The organism is Mesorhizobium sp. M1004, from assembly GCF_040318795.1.
GTDB lineage: Bacteria > Pseudomonadota > Alphaproteobacteria > Rhizobiales > Rhizobiaceae > Mesorhizobium.
Genome location: NZ_JAMYNB010000004.1, coordinates 62,608 through 80,081, shown reverse-complemented (window position 1 = coordinate 80,081; position 17,474 = coordinate 62,608). Strand labels below are relative to the sequence as shown.

The 17,474-nt window shown below is 63.6% G+C and carries 20 protein-coding genes; 15 read left to right on the top strand and 5 right to left on the bottom strand.

What is annotated here, in order from left to right:
• Positions 1–128: 128 nt before the first annotated feature.
• Positions 129–365 carry a hypothetical protein gene (locus tag NKH54_RS09710; RefSeq protein ID WP_353028112.1) on the bottom strand — a complete coding sequence of 79 codons (237 nt, stop codon included), beginning with the start codon at positions 363–365 and terminating at the stop codon, positions 129–131.
• Positions 366–799: 434 nt separating this feature from the next.
• Here NKH54_RS09710 and NKH54_RS09705 point away from each other — a divergent pair, with 434 nt between their 5' ends.
• Together NKH54_RS09705 and NKH54_RS09700 are read left to right on the top strand one after the other, a co-directional pair.
• A complete protein-coding gene (locus tag NKH54_RS09705) occupies positions 800–2,569 on the top strand; it encodes an acyl-CoA dehydrogenase family protein (protein WP_353028111.1) in 1,770 nt (589 codons plus the stop codon).
• Positions 2,570–2,601: 32 nt separating this feature from the next.
• A complete protein-coding gene (locus NKH54_RS09700; protein WP_353028110.1) occupies positions 2,602–3,354 on the top strand; it encodes a crotonase/enoyl-CoA hydratase family protein in 753 nt (250 codons plus the stop codon).
• Positions 3,355–3,361: 7 nt separating this feature from the next.
• On the opposite strand, the gene pdxH is transcribed toward NKH54_RS09700, so the two are convergent.
• On the bottom strand, positions 3,362–3,979 hold the full coding sequence (pdxH, locus tag NKH54_RS09695; RefSeq protein ID WP_353028109.1) for a pyridoxamine 5'-phosphate oxidase: 618 nt from the start codon (positions 3,977–3,979) through the stop codon (positions 3,362–3,364).
• Between the two features lie 40 nt (positions 3,980–4,019).
• On the opposite strand from pdxH, the gene NKH54_RS09690 reads away from it, so the two are divergent.
• Both NKH54_RS09690 and NKH54_RS09685 read left to right on the top strand, forming a co-directional pair.
• Positions 4,020–4,481 carry an RT0821/Lpp0805 family surface protein gene (locus NKH54_RS09690; protein WP_353028108.1) on the top strand — a complete coding sequence of 154 codons (462 nt, stop codon included), beginning with the start codon at positions 4,020–4,022 and terminating at the stop codon, positions 4,479–4,481.
• A gap of 124 nt (positions 4,482–4,605) precedes the next feature.
• Positions 4,606–5,535 (top strand): DnaJ C-terminal domain-containing protein, encoded by a 930-nt coding sequence (locus tag NKH54_RS09685; RefSeq protein ID WP_023692090.1) that lies wholly within the window; start codon positions 4,606–4,608, stop codon positions 5,533–5,535.
• 19 nt (positions 5,536–5,554) lie between these two features.
• Here the strand turns inward: NKH54_RS09685 and NKH54_RS09680 are convergent, their stop codons facing one another.
• Entirely contained in the window at positions 5,555–6,190 is a 636-nt protein-coding gene (locus NKH54_RS09680; protein WP_023743671.1) for a TetR/AcrR family transcriptional regulator, read from the bottom strand.
• 187 nt (positions 6,191–6,377) lie between these two features.
• Between NKH54_RS09680 and mddA the strand changes: the two genes are divergently transcribed.
• The 3 genes from mddA to NKH54_RS09665 all read left to right on the top strand — a co-directional run bounded on the left by mddA (position 6,378) and on the right by NKH54_RS09665 (position 8,792).
• Complete coding sequence (mddA, locus tag NKH54_RS09675) at positions 6,378–7,112, top strand: methanethiol S-methyltransferase (protein ID WP_353028107.1); 735 nt, start codon at positions 6,378–6,380, stop codon at positions 7,110–7,112.
• A gap of 224 nt (positions 7,113–7,336) precedes the next feature.
• Positions 7,337–8,158 (top strand): enoyl-ACP reductase FabI, encoded by an 822-nt coding sequence (gene fabI / locus NKH54_RS09670; protein WP_023727494.1) that lies wholly within the window; start codon positions 7,337–7,339, stop codon positions 8,156–8,158.
• Positions 8,159–8,204: 46 nt separating this feature from the next.
• A complete protein-coding gene (locus NKH54_RS09665; RefSeq protein ID WP_353028106.1) occupies positions 8,205–8,792 on the top strand; it encodes a histidine phosphatase family protein in 588 nt (195 codons plus the stop codon).
• Between the two features lie 82 nt (positions 8,793–8,874).
• Here the strand turns inward: NKH54_RS09665 and NKH54_RS09660 are convergent, their stop codons facing one another.
• A complete protein-coding gene (locus NKH54_RS09660) occupies positions 8,875–9,129 on the bottom strand; it encodes a DUF1344 domain-containing protein (protein WP_023685405.1) in 255 nt (84 codons plus the stop codon).
• A gap of 183 nt (positions 9,130–9,312) precedes the next feature.
• Between NKH54_RS09660 and aroC the strand changes: the two genes are divergently transcribed.
• Entirely contained in the window at positions 9,313–10,428 is a 1,116-nt protein-coding gene (aroC, locus tag NKH54_RS09655; protein WP_352886437.1) for a chorismate synthase, read from the top strand.
• A gap of 74 nt (positions 10,429–10,502) precedes the next feature.
• A complete protein-coding gene (gene ribB, locus NKH54_RS09650) occupies positions 10,503–11,603 on the top strand; it encodes a 3,4-dihydroxy-2-butanone-4-phosphate synthase (protein WP_023668438.1) in 1,101 nt (366 codons plus the stop codon).
• Between the two features lie 319 nt (positions 11,604–11,922).
• Here ribB and NKH54_RS09645 read toward each other — a convergent pair whose 3' ends face one another.
• Positions 11,923–13,146: an MFS transporter gene (locus tag NKH54_RS09645; protein WP_353028105.1), complete on the bottom strand. Its 1,224-nt coding sequence runs from the start codon at positions 13,144–13,146 to the stop codon at positions 11,923–11,925.
• A 118-nt stretch (positions 13,147–13,264) separates the two neighbouring features.
• Here NKH54_RS09645 and NKH54_RS09640 point away from each other — a divergent pair, with 118 nt between their 5' ends.
• From NKH54_RS09640 to NKH54_RS09615, 6 genes are all read left to right on the top strand, one after another.
• The gene (locus NKH54_RS09640; protein ID WP_023685410.1) at positions 13,265–13,873 is read left to right on the top strand and encodes a TetR/AcrR family transcriptional regulator; all 609 of its coding nucleotides are present in this window, start codon (positions 13,265–13,267) and stop codon (positions 13,871–13,873) included.
• 93 nt (positions 13,874–13,966) lie between these two features.
• A complete protein-coding gene (locus NKH54_RS09635; RefSeq protein ID WP_353028104.1) occupies positions 13,967–14,950 on the top strand; it encodes a hypothetical protein in 984 nt (327 codons plus the stop codon).
• Between the two features lie 71 nt (positions 14,951–15,021).
• Positions 15,022–15,948, top strand: a complete 927-nt coding sequence (locus NKH54_RS09630) for a histone deacetylase family protein (protein ID WP_023685412.1) — start codon at positions 15,022–15,024, stop codon at positions 15,946–15,948.
• A gap of 3 nt (positions 15,949–15,951) precedes the next feature.
• Positions 15,952–16,203: an exodeoxyribonuclease VII small subunit gene (locus NKH54_RS09625; protein WP_023668433.1), complete on the top strand. Its 252-nt coding sequence runs from the start codon at positions 15,952–15,954 to the stop codon at positions 16,201–16,203.
• 38 nt (positions 16,204–16,241) lie between these two features.
• Entirely contained in the window at positions 16,242–16,508 is a 267-nt protein-coding gene (locus NKH54_RS09620; protein ID WP_023668432.1) for a DUF2277 domain-containing protein, read from the top strand.
• A gap of 10 nt (positions 16,509–16,518) precedes the next feature.
• A complete protein-coding gene (locus NKH54_RS09615; RefSeq protein WP_352597346.1) occupies positions 16,519–17,439 on the top strand; it encodes a pirin family protein in 921 nt (306 codons plus the stop codon).
• The last annotated feature ends 35 nt before the right edge of the window (positions 17,440–17,474 follow it).

Sequence of the window (17,474 nt, the reverse complement as noted above, 5' to 3'; positions counted from 1 at the left end):
GATCGCAATTGCGACCAGAGGCTTGTCCCCGATTGGTTGGAAAATGAATAAGGTTGGCGTTCCTTCACGCCCCCCTCTGCCCTGCCGGGCATCTCCCCCACGAGGGGGGAGATTGCCAGTTCCGCCGCTCACCGCCGCGTAACCGTCCGCACCTCAAGCGGATCAGGCGCCGGTTCTTGCGGCAGCGTGCCTTCGGCGGCGCGCTTGCGGTGATGAGCGAGCGAGCATTGCGGCGAGCACAATATGCCGCGATCGGTCCAGTAGGCGGGGCCTCTTTGGAGATCGCCATGATAATACCAGAAGCCGCTTGCCTGATATGGCAGGCCGCATTCGATGCAACGGTATGTCTCAGGTCTGGCAAGCATGTTGCCCGGTCCAATCTGTCGATGGCCTGTCTTTCCGAGAGATCATAACAGCAGGATGTCATTCCTTGCCGCAGAAATTTTGATAGGTAGTGCGGCCTCGAAAATTGGCTAAAGCCCTCGCGATTTCGTCATTCTATGGCGAAGCAAGGAGCGAAGCGACGCGGCGCAGACCATAGAATCCATGCCGCGACTTCGACGCGTTGCCACGGCCCAGAATTCTGAGCCGTTGCACCCTGCGCGCGAGGTCGCGGCATGGGTACTCGGCGTCCGCTTCGCTTCCGCTCCGCCAGTGGATGACGAAGTTCGGTGCAAAATCCGCGTGACAAAGTTTGACGTTTACGTAAAAAGAAGATCGGAGGCCGCCCAAAGGCGGATGGTTTTGCATCGGCCCGGGTCCTAGGATCGAGGAGGCGAGCAGCGGAGGAGAAAGCGGCATGTACAAGGCGCCGGTCGACGACATTTCGTTCACGCTCAAGCATGTCGCCGGCCTCAAGCCGGCGCTCGATAGCGGCGCGTTCGGCGATCTCGGCGAAGACCTTGTCGACGCCATCCTGTCAGAGGCCGGCCGCTTCGCCAGCGAGGAAGTGGCGCCGCTCTACAAGATCGGCGACGAGCACGGCGCGGTGCTGAAGGATGCGGCAGTGACCACGCCGCCCGGCTGGAAGGCGCTTTACCGCAGCTGGATCGACGGTGGCTGGAACGCGCTGTCGGGGCCGGAAGAGTTCGGCGGCCAGGGCCTGCCGACCATGCTCGGCGTCGCCGCGCTCGAAATGTGGAATTCGGCCGCCATGGCCTTCGGCATCGGCCCGACGCTGACCATGGGCGCGGTCGAGGCGCTCGACAAGCATGCCTCCGAGGCGCTCAAGGCCAAATATCTGGCAAAGCTCGTTTCCGGCGAATGGATGGGGACGATGAACCTGACCGAGCCACAGGCCGGTTCCGATCTCGCCGCACTGCGAACCCGCGCCGAGCCTGCCGGCGACGGCACCTATCGCATCTTCGGCCAGAAAATTTTTATCACCTATGGCGAGCATGATTTCACCGACAACATCATCCATCTTGTGCTGGCGCGGCTGCCGGATGCGCCGGCCGGCACGCGCGGCATTTCGCTGTTCCTGGTCCCGAAAGTCCTGGTCGACGATGACGGGTCGCTCGGCGCCCGCAACGACGTCTTCTGCTCCGGCCTCGAGCACAAGCTCGGCATCCATGGCTCGCCGACCTGCACCATGATCTATGGCGACGGGTTTCAGGATGCCACGCCCGGCGCCGTCGGCTGGCTGATCGGCGAGGAGAACAAGGGGCTGGCCTGCATGTTCACCATGATGAACAACGCCAGGCTTTGCGTCGGCATGCAGGGCGTGGCGGTGGCTGAAGCCGCGACGCAGAAGGCGATCGCCTATGCCAATGAGCGCCGCCAGGGCAAGGCGTCGAATTACACCGGCGCCGGCATGGCGCCGATCGTCCATCACCCCGACGTGCAGCGCAACCTGCTGACCATGAAGGCGCTGACCCAGATCGCCCGCGCCATCTCCTATTCCTGCGCCCACGCCATCGACCTGGCGCGAGTCTCGGCCGGCGATGAGGCCGCGCATTGGCGTGACCGCGCCAATCTTTTGACGCCGCTGGCCAAGGCCTTCTCCACCGATGTCGGCGTCGACGTCGCCTCGCTCGGTGTCCAGGTGCATGGCGGTATGGGTTTCATCGAGGAGACGGGGGCGGCCGCCCTTTATCGCGATGCCCGCATCGCGCCGATCTATGAGGGCACCAACGGCATCCAGGCCATCGACCTCGTGGCGCGCAAATTGCCGCTCGGCGGCGGCGAGCATGTGCATGGCTACATCGCCGAACTGAAGGCGGTCGCCGATGAAGTGCGGACCTCCAACCTCCAAGGCTTCGGCCGCACCGCTGAAAGCCTAGATCGTGCGCTCGATGATCTGAGCGAGGCGACGCGCTTCCTGCAGAAGCTGCTGGCCGAAGGCCGCTTCGACGAAGCGCTGGCCGGTGCCACGCCCTATCTCAGGCTGATCTCGCTTGCCGCCGGCGGCGCCTATCTGGCGCGTGGCGGACTTGCCGAGCAGGACCGCATCGCCCTTTGCCGCTTCTTCGCCGAAAACCTGCTTGGCGAAGCCAGCGCCTTGAAGGACCGCGTCGTCGATGGAGCCGAAAGCCTCGCCGCCGCCGGCAAGACGCTGATATCAGCCTGAATACTTAAAGCGCTTACCAGGGAAAAATGACCGTGACAGACCATATTCTCATCGAGCGCCAGGGCGCCGTACAGATCATCCGCATGAACCGTCCGGACAAGAAGAACGCGCTGACGCGCGCCATGTACGCGACAATGTCCAACGCCCTTGCCGAAGGCGATGCCGATCCGGCGGTCCGCGTTCATGTCTTCCTCGGCGTGCCCGGCGCCTTCTCGGCCGGCAACGACCTCGCCGACTTCCTGGTCATCGCCACCGGCGGCGAAGGCGGCAACGAAGTTTGGGACTTCCTGATGGCGCTGGCCAAAACGGAAAAGCCGATGGTCTCCGGCGTCGACGGCATTGCGGTCGGCATCGGCACGACGCTCAACCTGCATTGCGACCTGACCTTTGCCACGCCGCACACGGTGTTCCGCACGCCCTTCGTCGACCTCGGCCTGGTGCCGGAAGCGGGCTCCAGCCTGCTTGCGCCGCTCATCCTCGGCCGTCAGGGCGCTTTCGCTCTGCTTGGCCTTGGCGAAGGCTTTTCCGCCGAGCGCGCCAAGGCCGCCGGCCTGATCTACGAGGTCGTCGAGGAAGGCGCGCTCGAAGCCGCTGTGCTGGCTGCTGCCGGCGCAATCGCCGCCAAGCCGCCGCAGGCGCTGAAGATCGCCCGTGACCTGATGCGCGGCTCGCGTGAGGACCTGGTCGCCCGCATCGGCGAGGAAAGCGCGCATTTCCGTGACCGGCTGAAATCCGACGAAGCGCGCGCCGCGCTGACCGCTTTCATGACCAGGAAAAAGTCCTGAATATCGGTCAGGGATAGAGCCGCGTCTTGTCCCAGCCGCCTTCGGCATTGCGCGAAAAGACCAGGCGGTCATGCAGCCGGAACGGTCGGTCGTGCCAGAATTCGATCGCCTGCGGCACGATGCGGAAGCCTGACCAGTGCTTTGGCCGCGGAATCTCGCCGATCGGATAGCGCGCCGTGTATTCGGCCACCGCCTTCTCCAGCGCGAAACGGCTTTCCAGCGGCCGCGACTGTTTCGAGGCCCAGGCGCCGATGCGGCTGCCGCGCGGCCGCGTCGCGTAATAGGCGTCCGCCTCGACGTCGCTGACGATTTCCACCGGTCCGCGTATGCGCACCTGGCGGCGCAGCGATTTCCAGTGGAAGCACATCGCCGCCTTCATGCTGCCAAGAATCTCGCGGCCCTTGGCGCTCTCGAAATTCGTGTAGAAGACAAAGCCACCCTCGTCGAACCCCTTGAGCAGCACCATTCGCACATCCGGCATGCCGTCGGCATCGACGGTTGCCAGCGCGACGCCGTTGGCATCGTTGATTTCGCTTTTTTTTGCGTCCTCCAGCCAGGCGGCAAAGAGCCGGAACGGCTCGGCGGCCTCGGTAAAGTCACCAGTTGTTAACTCAGTGTCACTCATAGTTTTTCTCAAATTGTCTCGAGCTTCAGGAGGTTGCCGATTGTCGCGTATCGCGCAAGCTTTTGACAGCGGGCAATGGAGCGTTATCGCTTCGGCCAGTTCGAAAGCCGTGATCGTGATCGTCGCCTTGCCGCTTGCCGCCTGCGGTGCCGGGGGGTTCAGCCTGGAAAAGGCTGAGGTCGACCGCTCCATCGTCACCTCGAGTGCGCCGGCCCAAACGACATCGGTCGATGCCGACAACGCTTCCGACCAGACCACGATCGGCAATGCGGTGTCTTCCGCCGACATCCAGGAGCTTCGCGGCCAGGCCGTGCCGTGGGCGAATGCCGACACCGGCTCGCGGGGCTCCATCACCGAACTCGCCGAAGTGCAGGACAACGGCCAGGCCTGCCGCAGCTTTACCGCCTCGCGCGAAAGCTTCGACGGCGTCGCTTTGTTCAAGGGGCAATTGTGCATCGCCGCGGCCGGCGGCTGGCACATGCAGGACTTCAAACCGCTCTGATTTTCGAGGTTTGCGGGCATCGCAATTTCAACCCTCGATAAGCCTGCGCGCCACTGGAATTTCTTCCTATGGGAGCGCATATAAGGGCCAACGTGGATTTAACTCATTTTCCAGGGCAGGACGCATGCGCGACCCCTATGAGGTGCTGGGCGTTGCCAAGAACGCATCGGCCAAGGACATAAAATCGGCTTACCGCAAGCTCGCCAAGAAGTATCATCCGGACCAGAATCCGAATGATCCCAAGGCCAAGGACCGTTTTGCCGCCGCCAATCAGGCCTATGAGGTCGTCGGCGACGAGAAGAACCGTGCGGCCTTCGACCGCGGCGAGATCGACGCCGACGGCAAGCCGAAATTCCAGGGCTTCGAGGGCGCAGCCGGCGGCGGCGATCCGTTCGGTGGCTTCCGCCGCCAGCAGGGCGCCGGCGGCTCGCGCTTCGAATTCCGATCGGGGCGTCCGGGCGGCGATCCGTTCGACGGCAACAGCGACATTTTCAGCCAGATCTTCGGCGACGCCTTTTCCGGCGCGCGCGGCGCCGGAACAGGCGACCGCCGCCAGCAGGCGACCGCCGCCGATCTGAACGTCACGCTCGACGTCACCATCGAGGAGATAGCGACCGCCGAAAAGGTGACGGCGATGTTCCCCGACGGCCGCAAGATCGCGGTCAAGCTGCCGGTCTATGTCGAGGATGGCCAGACCATCCGGCTGAAGGGCCAGGGCGAGCAGGGGCCGGGACAGCCGGGCGATGCGCTGGTCAAGATCCGTATCCGCAGGCACCCGCGCTACCGCATCGAAGGCCGTGACCTGCATGCCGATCTGGAGGTAGCGTTGGCCGACGCGGTGCTGGGCGCCAAGGTGCCGGTCGACACGCCGACCGGCAGGCTGGCGGTCAACATTCCGGCCTGGTCGAGTTCCGATAAGGTGCTGCGCCTGAAGGGCAGGGGCTTGCCGGAAAAGGCCGGCGGCCATGGCGATCTCTACGCCCATGTTCGCATCATGCTGCCGGAAGGCGGCGACAGCGAACTCGAAGCGCTGATGCGCAGCCGCAAAGGCTGATGCGGCTCGACTTGGCTGGCTAGCTGCCGGGCGCCGCTTCCTCCATCCGCCGGATGGTTTCGCCGAAGCGGCGCAGCGCCTGCCGCACCGGGACATGCGGGCCCTCGATCTCCAGCAGGATCATCGTCTCGCTGCCGAGGAAGGCGGCGCTGACCAGACTGGTTACTTCGGCGGCGGAGAATGGCCCGAGGCCGCCGAACCGCTGCTCCGCCTCTTGCGCCAGTCCGTCCAGCAGTTCGAACCAGCCGCGCAGGTCGCGGCGCACCGCCTTGGCGATTTCGGGGCTCGACAGGCTTGCCGCGATCATCTCGTGCAGGATCCGGACATAGCCGGACGCCAGATCATCGTCGAGGAAATCGCAAGCGCGCTCCCAGCGTTGCCACAGCGGCATCGGTGCCGCAAAGGTCTCCGCCTGGCGCTTCAGCAGGCCCTCGTTCAGATGGTCCAGCAGGGCCAGGAACAGCCGTTCCTTGGAGCCGAAATGGTAATGGATCTGGCTGAGCGGAACGCCGGCGATCTCGGCAACGCGGCGCGTCGACAGATCGGCATAACCGCCTTGATGGAGGCATAACTCGGCGGCCGAAATCAGTTCGGCGCGCGTGTCGCGCTTTTGCTTGTTCTGCGGCGGGGTAACGGCTTCGGCAGCGTCCGTCATGCGGCGTGGCTGCCGCTGTTAGCGGTGCAATCTGGGCGGATCATAGCTTCTCCTGTCCGGGGCTGGACGTCCCTCCACTCTATCTCGGTCGAGCGACCGATCAAGTTGACTCGTCAGAGAATTTATGGTTTTTGACACTGAATTCGGTCGACCGACCGAATCCTGATGCTTGCATGGAGGGGCAGTCATGGCGGGCGTAATCACCCTTATCTACGGCGTTGCCGCATACCTGATTTTTCTCGGTTCGTTTCTCTATGCGGTCGGTTTTGTCAGCAACATGGTCGTGCCGAAATCGATCGATTCAGGCGTAGCTGGAAGTCCGGTCGAAGCCATCATCGTCAACGCGCTGCTGCTCGGTCTTTTCGCCGCCCAGCACAGCATCATGGCGCGGCCGGCGTTCAAGCGCTGGTGGACGCGGATTGTCCCGCACGCGGCCGAGCGTAGCACCTATGTGCTTTTGGCCAGCCTCATCCTGCTGCTGCTCTACTGGCAATGGCGGCCGATCCCCGGTCCCGTCTGGACGGTCGAGAACCCGGTGTGGGTCGCCGTCATCCATGGCGTGTTCTGGCTCGGCTGGGCGGTTCTGCTGACCAGCACCTTTCTGATCAACCATTTCGAACTGTTCGGCCTGCGCCAGGTCTTGGCGGCTTTGCGCAAGAGCGAACCGGCGCCGCCCGTATTCAGGACGCCGCTGTTCTACAAATGGGTCCGGCACCCGCTCTATGTCGGCTTTCTCCTGGCTTTCTGGGCGACGCCGTCGATGACATGGGGCCATCTTCTGTTCGCGGCGGGCAGCACCGGCTACATCCTGCTCGGCATCTTCCTCGAGGAACGCGATCTCGTCGCGATGTTTGGCGATCAGTACCGCCTCTACCGCAAGCAGGTGGGAATGCTCATTCCCTGGCGCAAAATGGCTGGATAGAGCCGATGCGGTGCCGGCCAGCCGATTCGGCTGGTCGGCCGGCCTGGGCCGTCAAGGCGCGCTGGCCGCAGTGAGGCGTTCAAATCTCACAACAACGTTATTATCCCCCATTCGTTGTTCATGCCGAGTGTCTGAATTGAACGCGCCGTCCGTCTGCGCTTGATGCGCCTTTCTGCCTGTGCGATAGGCACTCCAAAGCAGAAAATCTTTCGGAGAGCGCTGACATGGCGGGTGGACAGGGCCTTATGGCCGGCAAGCGCGGCCTTATACTGGGCGTCGCCAACAACAGATCGATTGCCTACGGCATCGCCAAGGCCTGCGTCGACCATGGCGCCGAGATCGCGCTGACCTATCAGGGCGAGGCGTTCAAGAAGCGCGTCGAGCCGCTGGCTGCGGAATTGGGCGCCTTTGTCGCCGGTCATTGCGATGTCACCGATCCGGCGAGCCTCGACGAGGTGTTTGCCAATGTCGCCAAGCATTGGGGCGGCAAGCTCGACTTCCTCGTCCATGCCATCGCTTTTTCCGACAAGGACGAGCTGACCGGACGCTATGTCGAGACGACGCGCGACAATTTCCTGCGCACCATGGACATTTCGGTCTATTCCTTCACCACCATCGCCAAGCGCGCCGAAGCGTTGATGACCGATGGCGGCTCGCTGCTGACGCTGACCTATTATGGCGCCGAAAAGGTCATGCCGCATTACAACGTCATGGGTGTCGCCAAGGCCGCGCTCGAAGCCAGCGTGCGCTATCTCGCCGTCGACCTCGGCGGCAAGAAGATCCGCGTCAACGCCATCTCGGCCGGGCCGATCAAGACCTTGGCTGCTTCGGGCATCGGCGACTTCCGCTACATCCTCAAGTGGAACGAATACAATTCGCCGCTGAAGCAGACCGTCACCCAGGAAGAAGTCGGCGATTCCGCCGTCTATTTCCTGTCGGACCTGTCGCGTGGCGTCACCGGCGAGGTGCACCATGTCGATTCCGGCTATCACGTCGTCGGCATGAAGGCGGTCGACGCGCCGGATATTTCGACCGTCAAGGAATAGTTCTGCCGCGGTTTCCGCCCGCCTGTCCTGATTTCCGGAAGACCTGATGGTTCCGCTCGTCTACATCGTGCGCCATGGCCAGACGCAGTGGAATGCCGAGTCGCGGCTGCAGGGCCAGGCCGACACCGATCTCAACGCGCTCGGCCGCGAGCAGGCGACCCGCAATGGACGGCGGCTGGCCGAACTGATCCAGAACCCTGAGGATTTCGACTTTGTCGCCAGCCCGATGAAGCGGACGCGCGAGACGATGCAGCGGCTGCGCTTGGCGATGCAGCTCGATCCCGATGCCTACCGCACCGACCCGCGTCTGGTCGAGGTGCACTTTGGCGACTGGCAGGGCTTTACCTATGCCGAACTCGACGCGCGAATGCCGGGCTCGGCGAAGGCGCGACGGCGCAACAAATGGAATTTCCAGCCGCCGGGCGAGGGCGCCGAAAGCTACCAGATGCTGCTCGAACGGGTGAAGCCGTGGTTCGACGCGCTCGACCGCCAGACGGTCTGCGTCACGCATGGTGGCGTCGTGCGGACCCTGTTCAGGATGGTCGAAGGTGTTCCCGAACACGAAGCGGCAAACCTGGAAGTGCGGCAGGACCGGGTGCTCAGGCTGCAGGACGGGCGTCTGGATTGGCTTTAGGTTGGAGCAGATAAACAGGACGACCGTCCTGTTTATCCGGGCAGGGCTCCGCCGAGCGGCAAGACCCTGTTCGGCGTCGGTGTTACTCGGTGTCGGGCAGTTCCATGTCGGTGACGACGTTCTCGCCATTCGTCACGTCATAGGCAATGACGATATCCATGCCCGGCTTCAGCGAATCGAGATCGGTCTCGGCGTTGAGCTTGAAGGACTTGCCGTCCTCCAGCGTCAGCGTCAGCGCGTCCTTGTCGACCTTCTTGATCAGGCCTTCGGTCTGGCCGGCATAGGCGGCGGTGGAAATCAGCAACATGGCGGCAGCAGCGCCAATCAGGGTACGCATCGTCGTCCTCTTTGTCATTGCGCCTGCACGGATGGCGGCGAGCTTTCAACGGGCGGATGGAAGAGAGCAGAAACCAACCGAATGTGTCAAAACTAAAACCGCCGGATCACAGTTTGACCGCTGTGGAAAACGCCAATAGAACGCACCTTTGATCCGGTCCGCTGCCGGGCAGGGCTAAAATTCATGTCTCACAACACGTTCGGCCATCTCTTCCGCGTCACCACCTGGGGCGAAAGCCATGGCCCGTCGCTCGGCTGTGTCGTCGACGGCTGCCCGCCCGGCATCCGCTTCACACGGGCCGAAATCCAGGCCGAACTCGACAAGCGCCGCCCCGGCCAGTCACGTTTTGTGACGCAGCGCCGCGAACCGGACGAGGTGAAGGTGCTGTCCGGCTTCATCCTCGACGAGGACGGCGAGTCGATGATCACCACCGGCACGCCCGTCTCGATGCTGATCGAGAATGTCGACCAGCGCTCCAAGGACTATGGCGAGATCGCCCGCCAGTACCGCCCCGGCCATGCGGACTACACCTATGACGTCAAATACGGCCTGCGCGACCATCGCGGCGGCGGCCGTTCTTCGGCCCGTGAGACCGCCGCTCGCGTGGCGGCCGGCGCCTTGGCGCGCAAGGTGGTGCCCGGCATGGTGGTGCGCGGCGCGCTGGTCTCGATGGGCGAGAAATCCATCGACCGCGCCAACTGGAACTGGAATTTCATCGGTGACGCCGAAAACCCGTTCTTCACCCCCGATCCGGCGTCCGTTCCCGTCTTCACGCAATATCTCGACGGCATCCGCAAATCAGGCTCCTCGGTCGGCGCGGTGATCGAGATCGTCGCCGACGGCGTGCCAGCCGGCCTTGGCGCGCCGATCTATGCCAAGCTCGACCAGGACATCGCGTCCGGCCTGATGTCGATCAACGCCGTCAAGGGCGTCGAGATCGGCAACGGCTTCGAGGCCGCGCGCATCACCGGCGAACAGAATGCCGACGAGATGCGCATCGGCAATGACGGCAAGCCGGTCTTCCTGTCCAACAATGCCGGCGGCATTCTGGGCGGCATCTCGACCGGCCAGGCGATCGTCGCCCGCTTCGCCGTCAAGCCGACCTCGTCGATCCTGACGCCGCGCAAATCCATCGACAAGGACGGCAACGACGTCGACGTCATGACCAAGGGCCGCCACGACCCCTGCGTCGGCATCCGCGCCGTGCCGATCGGCGAAGCCATGGTTGCCTGCGCCATCGCCGACCATTATCTGCGGCACCGGGGACAGACAGGCCGGGGATTAGGCAGTAGGGATTAGGTAATAGGCCAGCCCGTCCTTCCTTCCCTAACTCCTACTGCCCAACCTCTATTCCCTGCGAGCGAAGCGAGCCAATGCCATACGATCAGAAGAAAATCGTCGAAGCCATCCGCGCCTTCGAGCGCGGCGAGATCGTCGTCGTCATGGACGATGACGGGCGTGAGAACGAGGGCGACCTGATCGTTGCCGCCGTGCATTGCAGCCCGGAGAAAATGGCCTTCATCATCCGTCACACCTCCGGCATCGTTTGCACGCCGATGCCGCGCGAGGAGGCCAAGCGGCTCAATCTGCAGCCGATGGTCGCCGACAATGATTCCGCCCACACCACGGCCTTTACCGTCAGCGTCGATTTCAAGCATGGCACCACCACCGGCATTTCGGCCGAGGACCGCACGCTGACCGTGCGCAACCTGGCCAACGGCAATGTCGGCGGTTCGGATTTCGTCCGGCCCGGCCACATCTTCCCGCTGATCGCTAGGGAAGGCGGCGTGCTGATGCGCTCGGGCCATACCGAAGCCGCGGTTGACTTGTGCAAACTTGCCGGCCTGCCGCCGGTTGGCGTGATCTCGGAGTTGGTCAATGACGACGGCACCGTCAAGCGCGGCCCGCAGGTGGCGAGCTTTGCCGAGGAACACGGCCTCAAGCAGGTCTCGGTCGCCGACCTCATCGCCTACCGGCAGCGCAAGGAAACGCTGGTCGAACGCGTCGCCTGCTCCGAAATCGACACACTCGGCGGCAAGGCGCAGGTCTTCACCTACACGCTGCCTTGGGATTCCATGCACCATGTCGCGGTCGTTTTCGGCGACATCCGTGACGGCGAGGACGTCCCGGTGCGGCTGCATTCCGAGGATGTGGTGACCGACGTGTTCGGCACCAGCCACCGGCTCGACGCCATTATGAAGGCGATGGGCGAACGCAAGCGCGGCGTCATCGTTTACCTCCGAGAGGGTTCGGTCGGCGTCGCCCATCAGGAGCGCAACCGGCCGATGAGTGCCGACCGTGAGGACCACGAAGAGGCCCGCCGCCGTGAGAACGAGTGGCGAGAAATCGGCCTCGGCGCCCAGATCCTGAAGGACCTCGGCATTTCCTCGATCAACCTGATCGCCTCGCGCGAGCGCCACTATGTCGGGCTTGAAGGCTTTGGGATTCACATCGCGAAAACTGAGATTATCTAGTTTCTCAGGTGGATGGCGCGTCGGAAGGATTGCGCGGGCAGGTCACATGCGTTTGTGATTGGCCGAAGCCTTTCCGCGGTCGTCATCCTATGGCGAAGCAAGGAGCGAAGCGACGCGGCGCAGACATAGGACCCATGCCGTGACTTCGACGCGTTGCAACGGTGCAGAATTCTGCTCCGCTGCACCCTTCGGTCAAGGTAACGGAATGGGTCCTCGGGTCTGCGCTTCGCTTCGCGTCGCTCCGTGATGACGACGCCAGAGGCCTCACCTAATTCCGAACGTTTGCGGTGGTCTCCAAAGCGAACGTCAGGCCGCGTCCTTACTCCGCGGGAACGGCGGCCGCGTCGCATCCGTCCAGCTCGCATGTGTGGGTGGCCAGGCTGCGCTGGCCCAGCAACACCGTGACCAATGCGATGACGCCGGCCGCCACCGAGACCCAGAACCCGTTCCTGGCGCCGAACTCATCCACCACCGCGCCGGCGGCAAACGAACCCAGCGCCATGCCGATGCCGATGCCGGTCATCACCCAGGTGATGCCTTCGGTCAGCATCGCTTCCGGCACGTGCCGCTCGATCAGGCCGAAGGCGGTGATGAAGGTCGGCGAGATCGCCACGCCGCTGATGAAAACGGTCAGCGCCAGCAGCGGCACCGTGTCGGCGGTGAGCGGCAGCAATGTGCCGAGCGCAACGAGGGCGACCGCGAGGGCCAACTGGCGCTGCAGCGGCGCTTTCAGGTTGAGCGCACCGACGACGAGGCCGAGCACGAACGATCCCAGCGCATAGACGCCGATGACGAGGCTGGCGGCGCCCGGCTGGCCGAGTTCCTTGGTGATCGCCACCGTGCTCACTTCCGTCGTCGCAAAGGTGGCGCCGACGAAGATCAGGGCGAAGGTGACGATCTGCACCGGCCTGAGCCGGATTGCCGAGCCGCTCGAGACATGGTCCACCGGCCGCACTTGTGGTTCGGTCGAACGCTGCAGGATGAAGGCTGCCGAGCCAAGGGCGAGGAACAGCGTGCTGACCAGGACACCGGCTTCCGGGAACAGAGCGGCACTCAAGCCCACCGACAGCGATGCGCCTGCAATGTAGACGAGTTCGTCCGCCGCCGATTCGAAGGCGAATGCGGTGTTCATCTGCGGCCGGCCGCGAAAAATCTCGGTCCAGCGCGCGCGCACCATCGCCGGCATGCTGGGCATGGCGGCGGCCGCCAGTGCCGACACAAACAGCGTCCACACCGGCCAGTCCTGATTGGCTGCGGCAATCAGCACCGCGAAGGCGAGCACGGTGAGGATGGTGGTCGGAATCACGATCCGCGTCTGGCCGAGGCGATCGACCAGCCGTGATATCTGCGGCGCCACGAAAGCGTTGCTCAGCGCGAACGTCGCCGAGACAGCTCCCGCCAGCCAGTATTCGCCACGCGTCTGCGAGAGCATGGCCACGATGCCGATCGGCGCCATGGCGATCGGCAGCCGCGCGAGGAAGCCCGCGGCGGCAAACCCCTTGGCTCCAGGGGCACCAAAGATTTCCGAGTATGGGTTTTGCATGGCTGGTTCCTCGACAAAGGCCAATTCGACAATTACATACGGTCCGTATGAATATAGGTAGTCGATACGCCGCGTATGTCAATTGGCATACGAAGCGTATGTGAATAAGGCCAGAACCATGCACAGACCCCGCAAGGAGATGATTGCCGAAACGCGCGCCAAGCTGATCACGGCGGCCCGCCACGCTTTCGGCACAATCGGCTATGCCGAGGCGTCGATGGACGACTTCACCGCCTCGGCCGGGCTGACCCGCGGCGCGCTCTACCATCATTTCGGCGACAAGAAGGGCCTGCTGCAGGCTGTCATCGCCGAAATCGATGGCGAGATGGCCGTCCGCATCCATGAGATTGCGTCGCGGGCGCCAAGCCGCTGGCAGCGTTTCGTCGACGAATGCACGACCTATATCGAGATGGCGCTGGAGCCGGAAATCCAGCGCATCATGTTTCGCGACGGTCCGGCTGTGCTCGGCGATCCGGCGCAATGGCCGAATGCCAATGCCTGCGTCGGTTCAATGACCGATCATCTGACGGCTCTGCAGCAGGAGGGGGTGGTCGTCCCCGGCGTCGACCCCGAAACCGCCGCCCGGCTGATCAACGGCGCCAGCAGCCAGGCGGCACAGCGCATCGCCAATTCGAACGACCCCGAAGCCACGTCGAAGACCGTGGTGGCGGCCTTCCAGCAGTTGCTTGAAGGCTTGCTTAAAAAGCAGGACTCGCAGCCGGTCTGAAATCTCGCCAGCCGATCCCCGGCATTGCCGAGATTGACAATTCCCGGCCCGGGTTCATCCTCGCCGTCCATCTCTGAGGGGAGATTCGGGCGCATGTGGGATTTCGAAATCGGCAGGTCGGTGTCCATCATGATCAGGACATGGCCATTCATCGTCTTTCGCATGATCGTCTATTTCGGCATTACGCTCGCCTACATCGTGGCGACCGGCAGCGGCGCCTCGGTCGGCTATGGCGTCGGCCACATCTCCACCGATCCCGACGGGCCGCTGTCTTTTGCGCTCTGGGGCGGCATCGTCGGCATCGGCGTCGTTTCGATCGCGCTGTACTGGATCCGCGAATACATCCTCTATGTCGTCAAGGCCGGCCATATCGCCGTCATGGTCCATTTGATCGATGGCCGGGACGTTCCCAATGGGCAGGACCAGATCGCCTACGCCAAGGACGTGGTGAAGGAGCGTTTCGCCGAGGCCAACATCCTTTTCGTGGTCGACCAGCTGGTCAAGGGCGCCATCCGCGCCATCACCGGCCTGATCGGCGGCATCGCCGCCTTCCTGCCCATTCCGGGTCTCGGCGGCCTGATCGCTTTCATCAATACGGTCATCCGCCTGTCGCTGACCTATGTCGACGAGATCATCCTCGGCTACAACATCCGCATCAATTCATCATCGCCCTTCGAGACAGCCCGGCAAGGCGTCGTGCTCTACGCCCAGAACGGCAAGACCATGGTCAAGAACGCCATCTGGCTGGCGGTCATCATGTGGGGTGTGTCCTTGGTCATCTTCCTTTTGATGCTGGCGCCGGCCGCCGCCATCATGTGGTTCATTCCGGGGCAGCTCGGCGGCTGGGCCTTCGTGCTCGCCATCCTCCTTGCCTGGGCCTTCAAGGCGGCCTTCATCGAACCCTTCGCCATAGCCTGCCTGATGCAGGTCTATTTCAAGACCATCGAAGGCCAGGTGCCGAACGCCGAATGGGACCAGCGGCTGGCCGAGGGGTCGTCCAAGTTCAGGGAACTCAGGGATAAGGCGCTGGCCTCCTTCGGCGGCTCGCGCTGGACGCAGCCGGCGCCCGGGGTGTAATCCCTGTTGAACGTCGGGGCGGTGCGGCGTCAAACCATGGTCAAAGCGGCCGGGCGCGCCTATATCGGGTCATGGTCACCAGGCTCTACACCCATCCGATCTTCCTCGAACATCTGACGCCCCCCGGTCATCCGGAGCGGCCGGACCGCTTGCGCGCTATCGAGCGCGTGCTCGACGACGAGGCCTTCACCGCACTCGATCGGGTAACGGCGCCGCAAGGCGACGAGGCCACAATCCTCTACGCCCACCCCGAGGATTTCGTCGCCCGCGTCCGCGCCGCGATCCCTGAAAGCGGCATTGCCTCGATCGACGCCGACACGAGCGCCAGCCCGAAAAGCTGGCAGGCGGTGGTCACTGCCATCGGTGCGGCCAACGCTGCCGTCGACGATGTTTTCGAGGGCAGCGTTGCCAATGCCTTCGTCGCCGCGCGTCCGCCCGGCCATCATGCCGAAAAGACCACGGCCATGGGCTTTTGCCTGTTCAACACCGCGGCGATCGCGGCCCGCTACGCGCAGAAGAAACACGGCGCCGAGCGTGTCGCCATCGTCGACTGGGACGTGCATCACGGCAATGGCACGCAGGACATTTTCTGGGACGATCCCTCGGTGCTCTATTGTTCGACGCACCAGATGCCGCTCTATCCCGGCACCGGGGCTAAAAACGAAACCGGCGCCGGCAACATCGTCAACGCGCCGCTGGCGCCGCAGACCGGCTCGGACATGTTTCGCGATGCCTTGCTGTCGCGCGTCCTTCCGGCACTCGACAATTTCGCGCCCGATCTGATCATCATTTCCGCAGGCTTCGACGCTCACCATCGCGACCCGCTGGCCGAGATCAACCTCAGCGAGGACGATTTCGACTGGGCGACAGGCCAGTTGCTGGAACGCGCCGGGCGCCACAGCGGCAACCGGCTCGTCAGCCTGCTTGAGGGCGGCTACGATCTGCAGGGACTGGCATTTTCGGTCGCCGCCCATGTCGGGCGGCTGATGAAGGGGTAAAGTATGGCTGGCGAAGCAAATGAAGACGTGAAGGCGATGAGCTTCGAGCAGGCACTCGACGCGCTGGAAAAGATCGTCGATGATCTGGAACGCGGCGACGTGCCGCTCGACCAATCGATCAAGATCTATGAGCGCGGCGAGGCGCTGAAGGCCCATTGCGACCGGCTGCTGAAGGCGGCCGAAGACAAGGTCGAGAAGATCAGGCTGTCGCGTGATGGCAAACCGGTGGGAACGGAGCCGCTCGACGCGGAGTAGTGGAATGGGGCGGGCATAAAGCAGATAGGAGTTCAAGCATGTGCAGAAACATCAAGACCCTGTTCAATTTCGAGCCGCCGGCGACCCATGACGAGATCCGCGACGCCGCCCTTCAATTCGTGCGCAAACTGAGCGGAACGACGCGCCCCTCGCAGCGCAACCAGGCAGCCTTCGACCGTGCCGTCGAGGCGATCGCCGAATCGGCGCATGAATTGCTGCATTCGCTGGAAACCACGCATCATCCGCGCAATCGTGAGGAGGTGGCGGCCAAGGCAAAAGCCAAATCGGCGCTCCGCTTCGCCTGAGGACATCCAGATGAGTTTCTTCCCCGGCAAGGACCCTGAGCCTGGCGATGCCTTCGCCAGCGACCAGATCGAGCTCATGGTCATTCCAAACGCCAAGGACATTGGCGGCTTCCAGGTTCGTCGCGCTCTGCCGACGGCAAAGCGGCGGCTGGTCGGTCCCTTCATCTTCTTCGACCGCATGGGGCCGGCGATCTTGCGCGCCGGCCAGGCGATGGATGTGCGCCCGCACCCGCATATCGGGCTTTCCACCGTCACCTATCTGTTCGACGGCAATATCAGGCACCGCGATTCGCTCGGCACCGAGATGGTCATCCAGCCCGGCGACGTGAATTTGATGACCGCCGGCCGCGGCATTGTCCATTCCGAGCGCACGCCCGAAGAACTGCGCGGCGCGCCGATGTCGGTCTCCGGCCTGCAGACATGGCTGGCTTTGCCCGACGGCAAGGAGGAAGTGACGCCGGTGTTCGAGAACACGGCCGCGCTCCTTCTGCCCGAGATCGACGCCGAAGGTGTTTCCGGCCGCGTGGTGATCGGCGATTTCCAGGGACTGCGCTCGCCGGTAAGAGCCGACACCGAGACGCTCTACGCCGATCTGAGGCTGGCGCCCGGCGCCAGCGTCAAAATTCCCGCCGACGCCGAGGAACGCGCCATCTACACGCTGGACGGCGATGTCTCGATCTCGGGCGACCGCTTTCCGGCCGAACGGCTTTTGGTGTTCCGGCCTGGCGACGAGATCGTCGTGTCGTCCGAGCGCGGCGCCCATTTCATGCTCTTCGGCGGCGCTTCGCTCGGCTCCCCGCGCCACATCTGGTGGAACTTCGTCTCGTCGTCGAAGGAACGCATCGAACAGGCCAAGCAGGAATGGAAGACGGGCCGCTTCGATATCGTTCCCGGAGACGAGGAAGAGTTCATTCCGTTACCGGACAATTAACGTCAGCATCACCCGCGTCACTGACACGCATTTAC

What these genes read in the sequence shown, in the direction of transcription:
- NKH54_RS09710 (WP_353028112.1), bottom strand. Translation starts at nt 365, where the DNA reads ATGCTTGCCAGACCTGAGACATACCGTTGCATCGAATGCGGCCTGCCA.
- NKH54_RS09705 (WP_353028111.1), top strand. Translation starts at nt 800, where the DNA reads ATGTACAAGGCGCCGGTCGACGACATTTCGTTCACGCTCAAGCATGTC.
- pdxH (WP_353028109.1), bottom strand. Translation starts at nt 3,979, where the DNA reads ATGAGTGACACTGAGTTAACAACTGGTGACTTTACCGAGGCCGCCGAG.
- NKH54_RS09685 (WP_023692090.1), top strand. Translation starts at nt 4,606, where the DNA reads ATGCGCGACCCCTATGAGGTGCTGGGCGTTGCCAAGAACGCATCGGCC.
- NKH54_RS09680 (WP_023743671.1), bottom strand. Translation starts at nt 6,190, where the DNA reads ATGACGGACGCTGCCGAAGCCGTTACCCCGCCGCAGAACAAGCAAAAG.
- mddA (WP_353028107.1), top strand. Translation starts at nt 6,378, where the DNA reads ATGGCGGGCGTAATCACCCTTATCTACGGCGTTGCCGCATACCTGATT.
- fabI (WP_023727494.1), top strand. Translation starts at nt 7,337, where the DNA reads ATGGCGGGTGGACAGGGCCTTATGGCCGGCAAGCGCGGCCTTATACTG.
- NKH54_RS09665 (WP_353028106.1), top strand. Translation starts at nt 8,205, where the DNA reads ATGGTTCCGCTCGTCTACATCGTGCGCCATGGCCAGACGCAGTGGAAT.
- NKH54_RS09660 (WP_023685405.1), bottom strand. Translation starts at nt 9,129, where the DNA reads ATGCGTACCCTGATTGGCGCTGCTGCCGCCATGTTGCTGATTTCCACC.
- aroC (WP_352886437.1), top strand. Translation starts at nt 9,313, where the DNA reads ATGTCTCACAACACGTTCGGCCATCTCTTCCGCGTCACCACCTGGGGC.
- ribB (WP_023668438.1), top strand. Translation starts at nt 10,503, where the DNA reads ATGCCATACGATCAGAAGAAAATCGTCGAAGCCATCCGCGCCTTCGAG.
- NKH54_RS09645 (WP_353028105.1), bottom strand. Translation starts at nt 13,146, where the DNA reads ATGCAAAACCCATACTCGGAAATCTTTGGTGCCCCTGGAGCCAAGGGG.
- NKH54_RS09640 (WP_023685410.1), top strand. Translation starts at nt 13,265, where the DNA reads ATGCACAGACCCCGCAAGGAGATGATTGCCGAAACGCGCGCCAAGCTG.
- NKH54_RS09635 (WP_353028104.1), top strand. Translation starts at nt 13,967, where the DNA reads ATGTGGGATTTCGAAATCGGCAGGTCGGTGTCCATCATGATCAGGACA.
- NKH54_RS09630 (WP_023685412.1), top strand. Translation starts at nt 15,022, where the DNA reads ATGGTCACCAGGCTCTACACCCATCCGATCTTCCTCGAACATCTGACG.
- NKH54_RS09625 (WP_023668433.1), top strand. Translation starts at nt 15,952, where the DNA reads ATGGCTGGCGAAGCAAATGAAGACGTGAAGGCGATGAGCTTCGAGCAG.
- NKH54_RS09620 (WP_023668432.1), top strand. Translation starts at nt 16,242, where the DNA reads ATGTGCAGAAACATCAAGACCCTGTTCAATTTCGAGCCGCCGGCGACC.
- NKH54_RS09615 (WP_352597346.1), top strand. Translation starts at nt 16,519, where the DNA reads ATGAGTTTCTTCCCCGGCAAGGACCCTGAGCCTGGCGATGCCTTCGCC.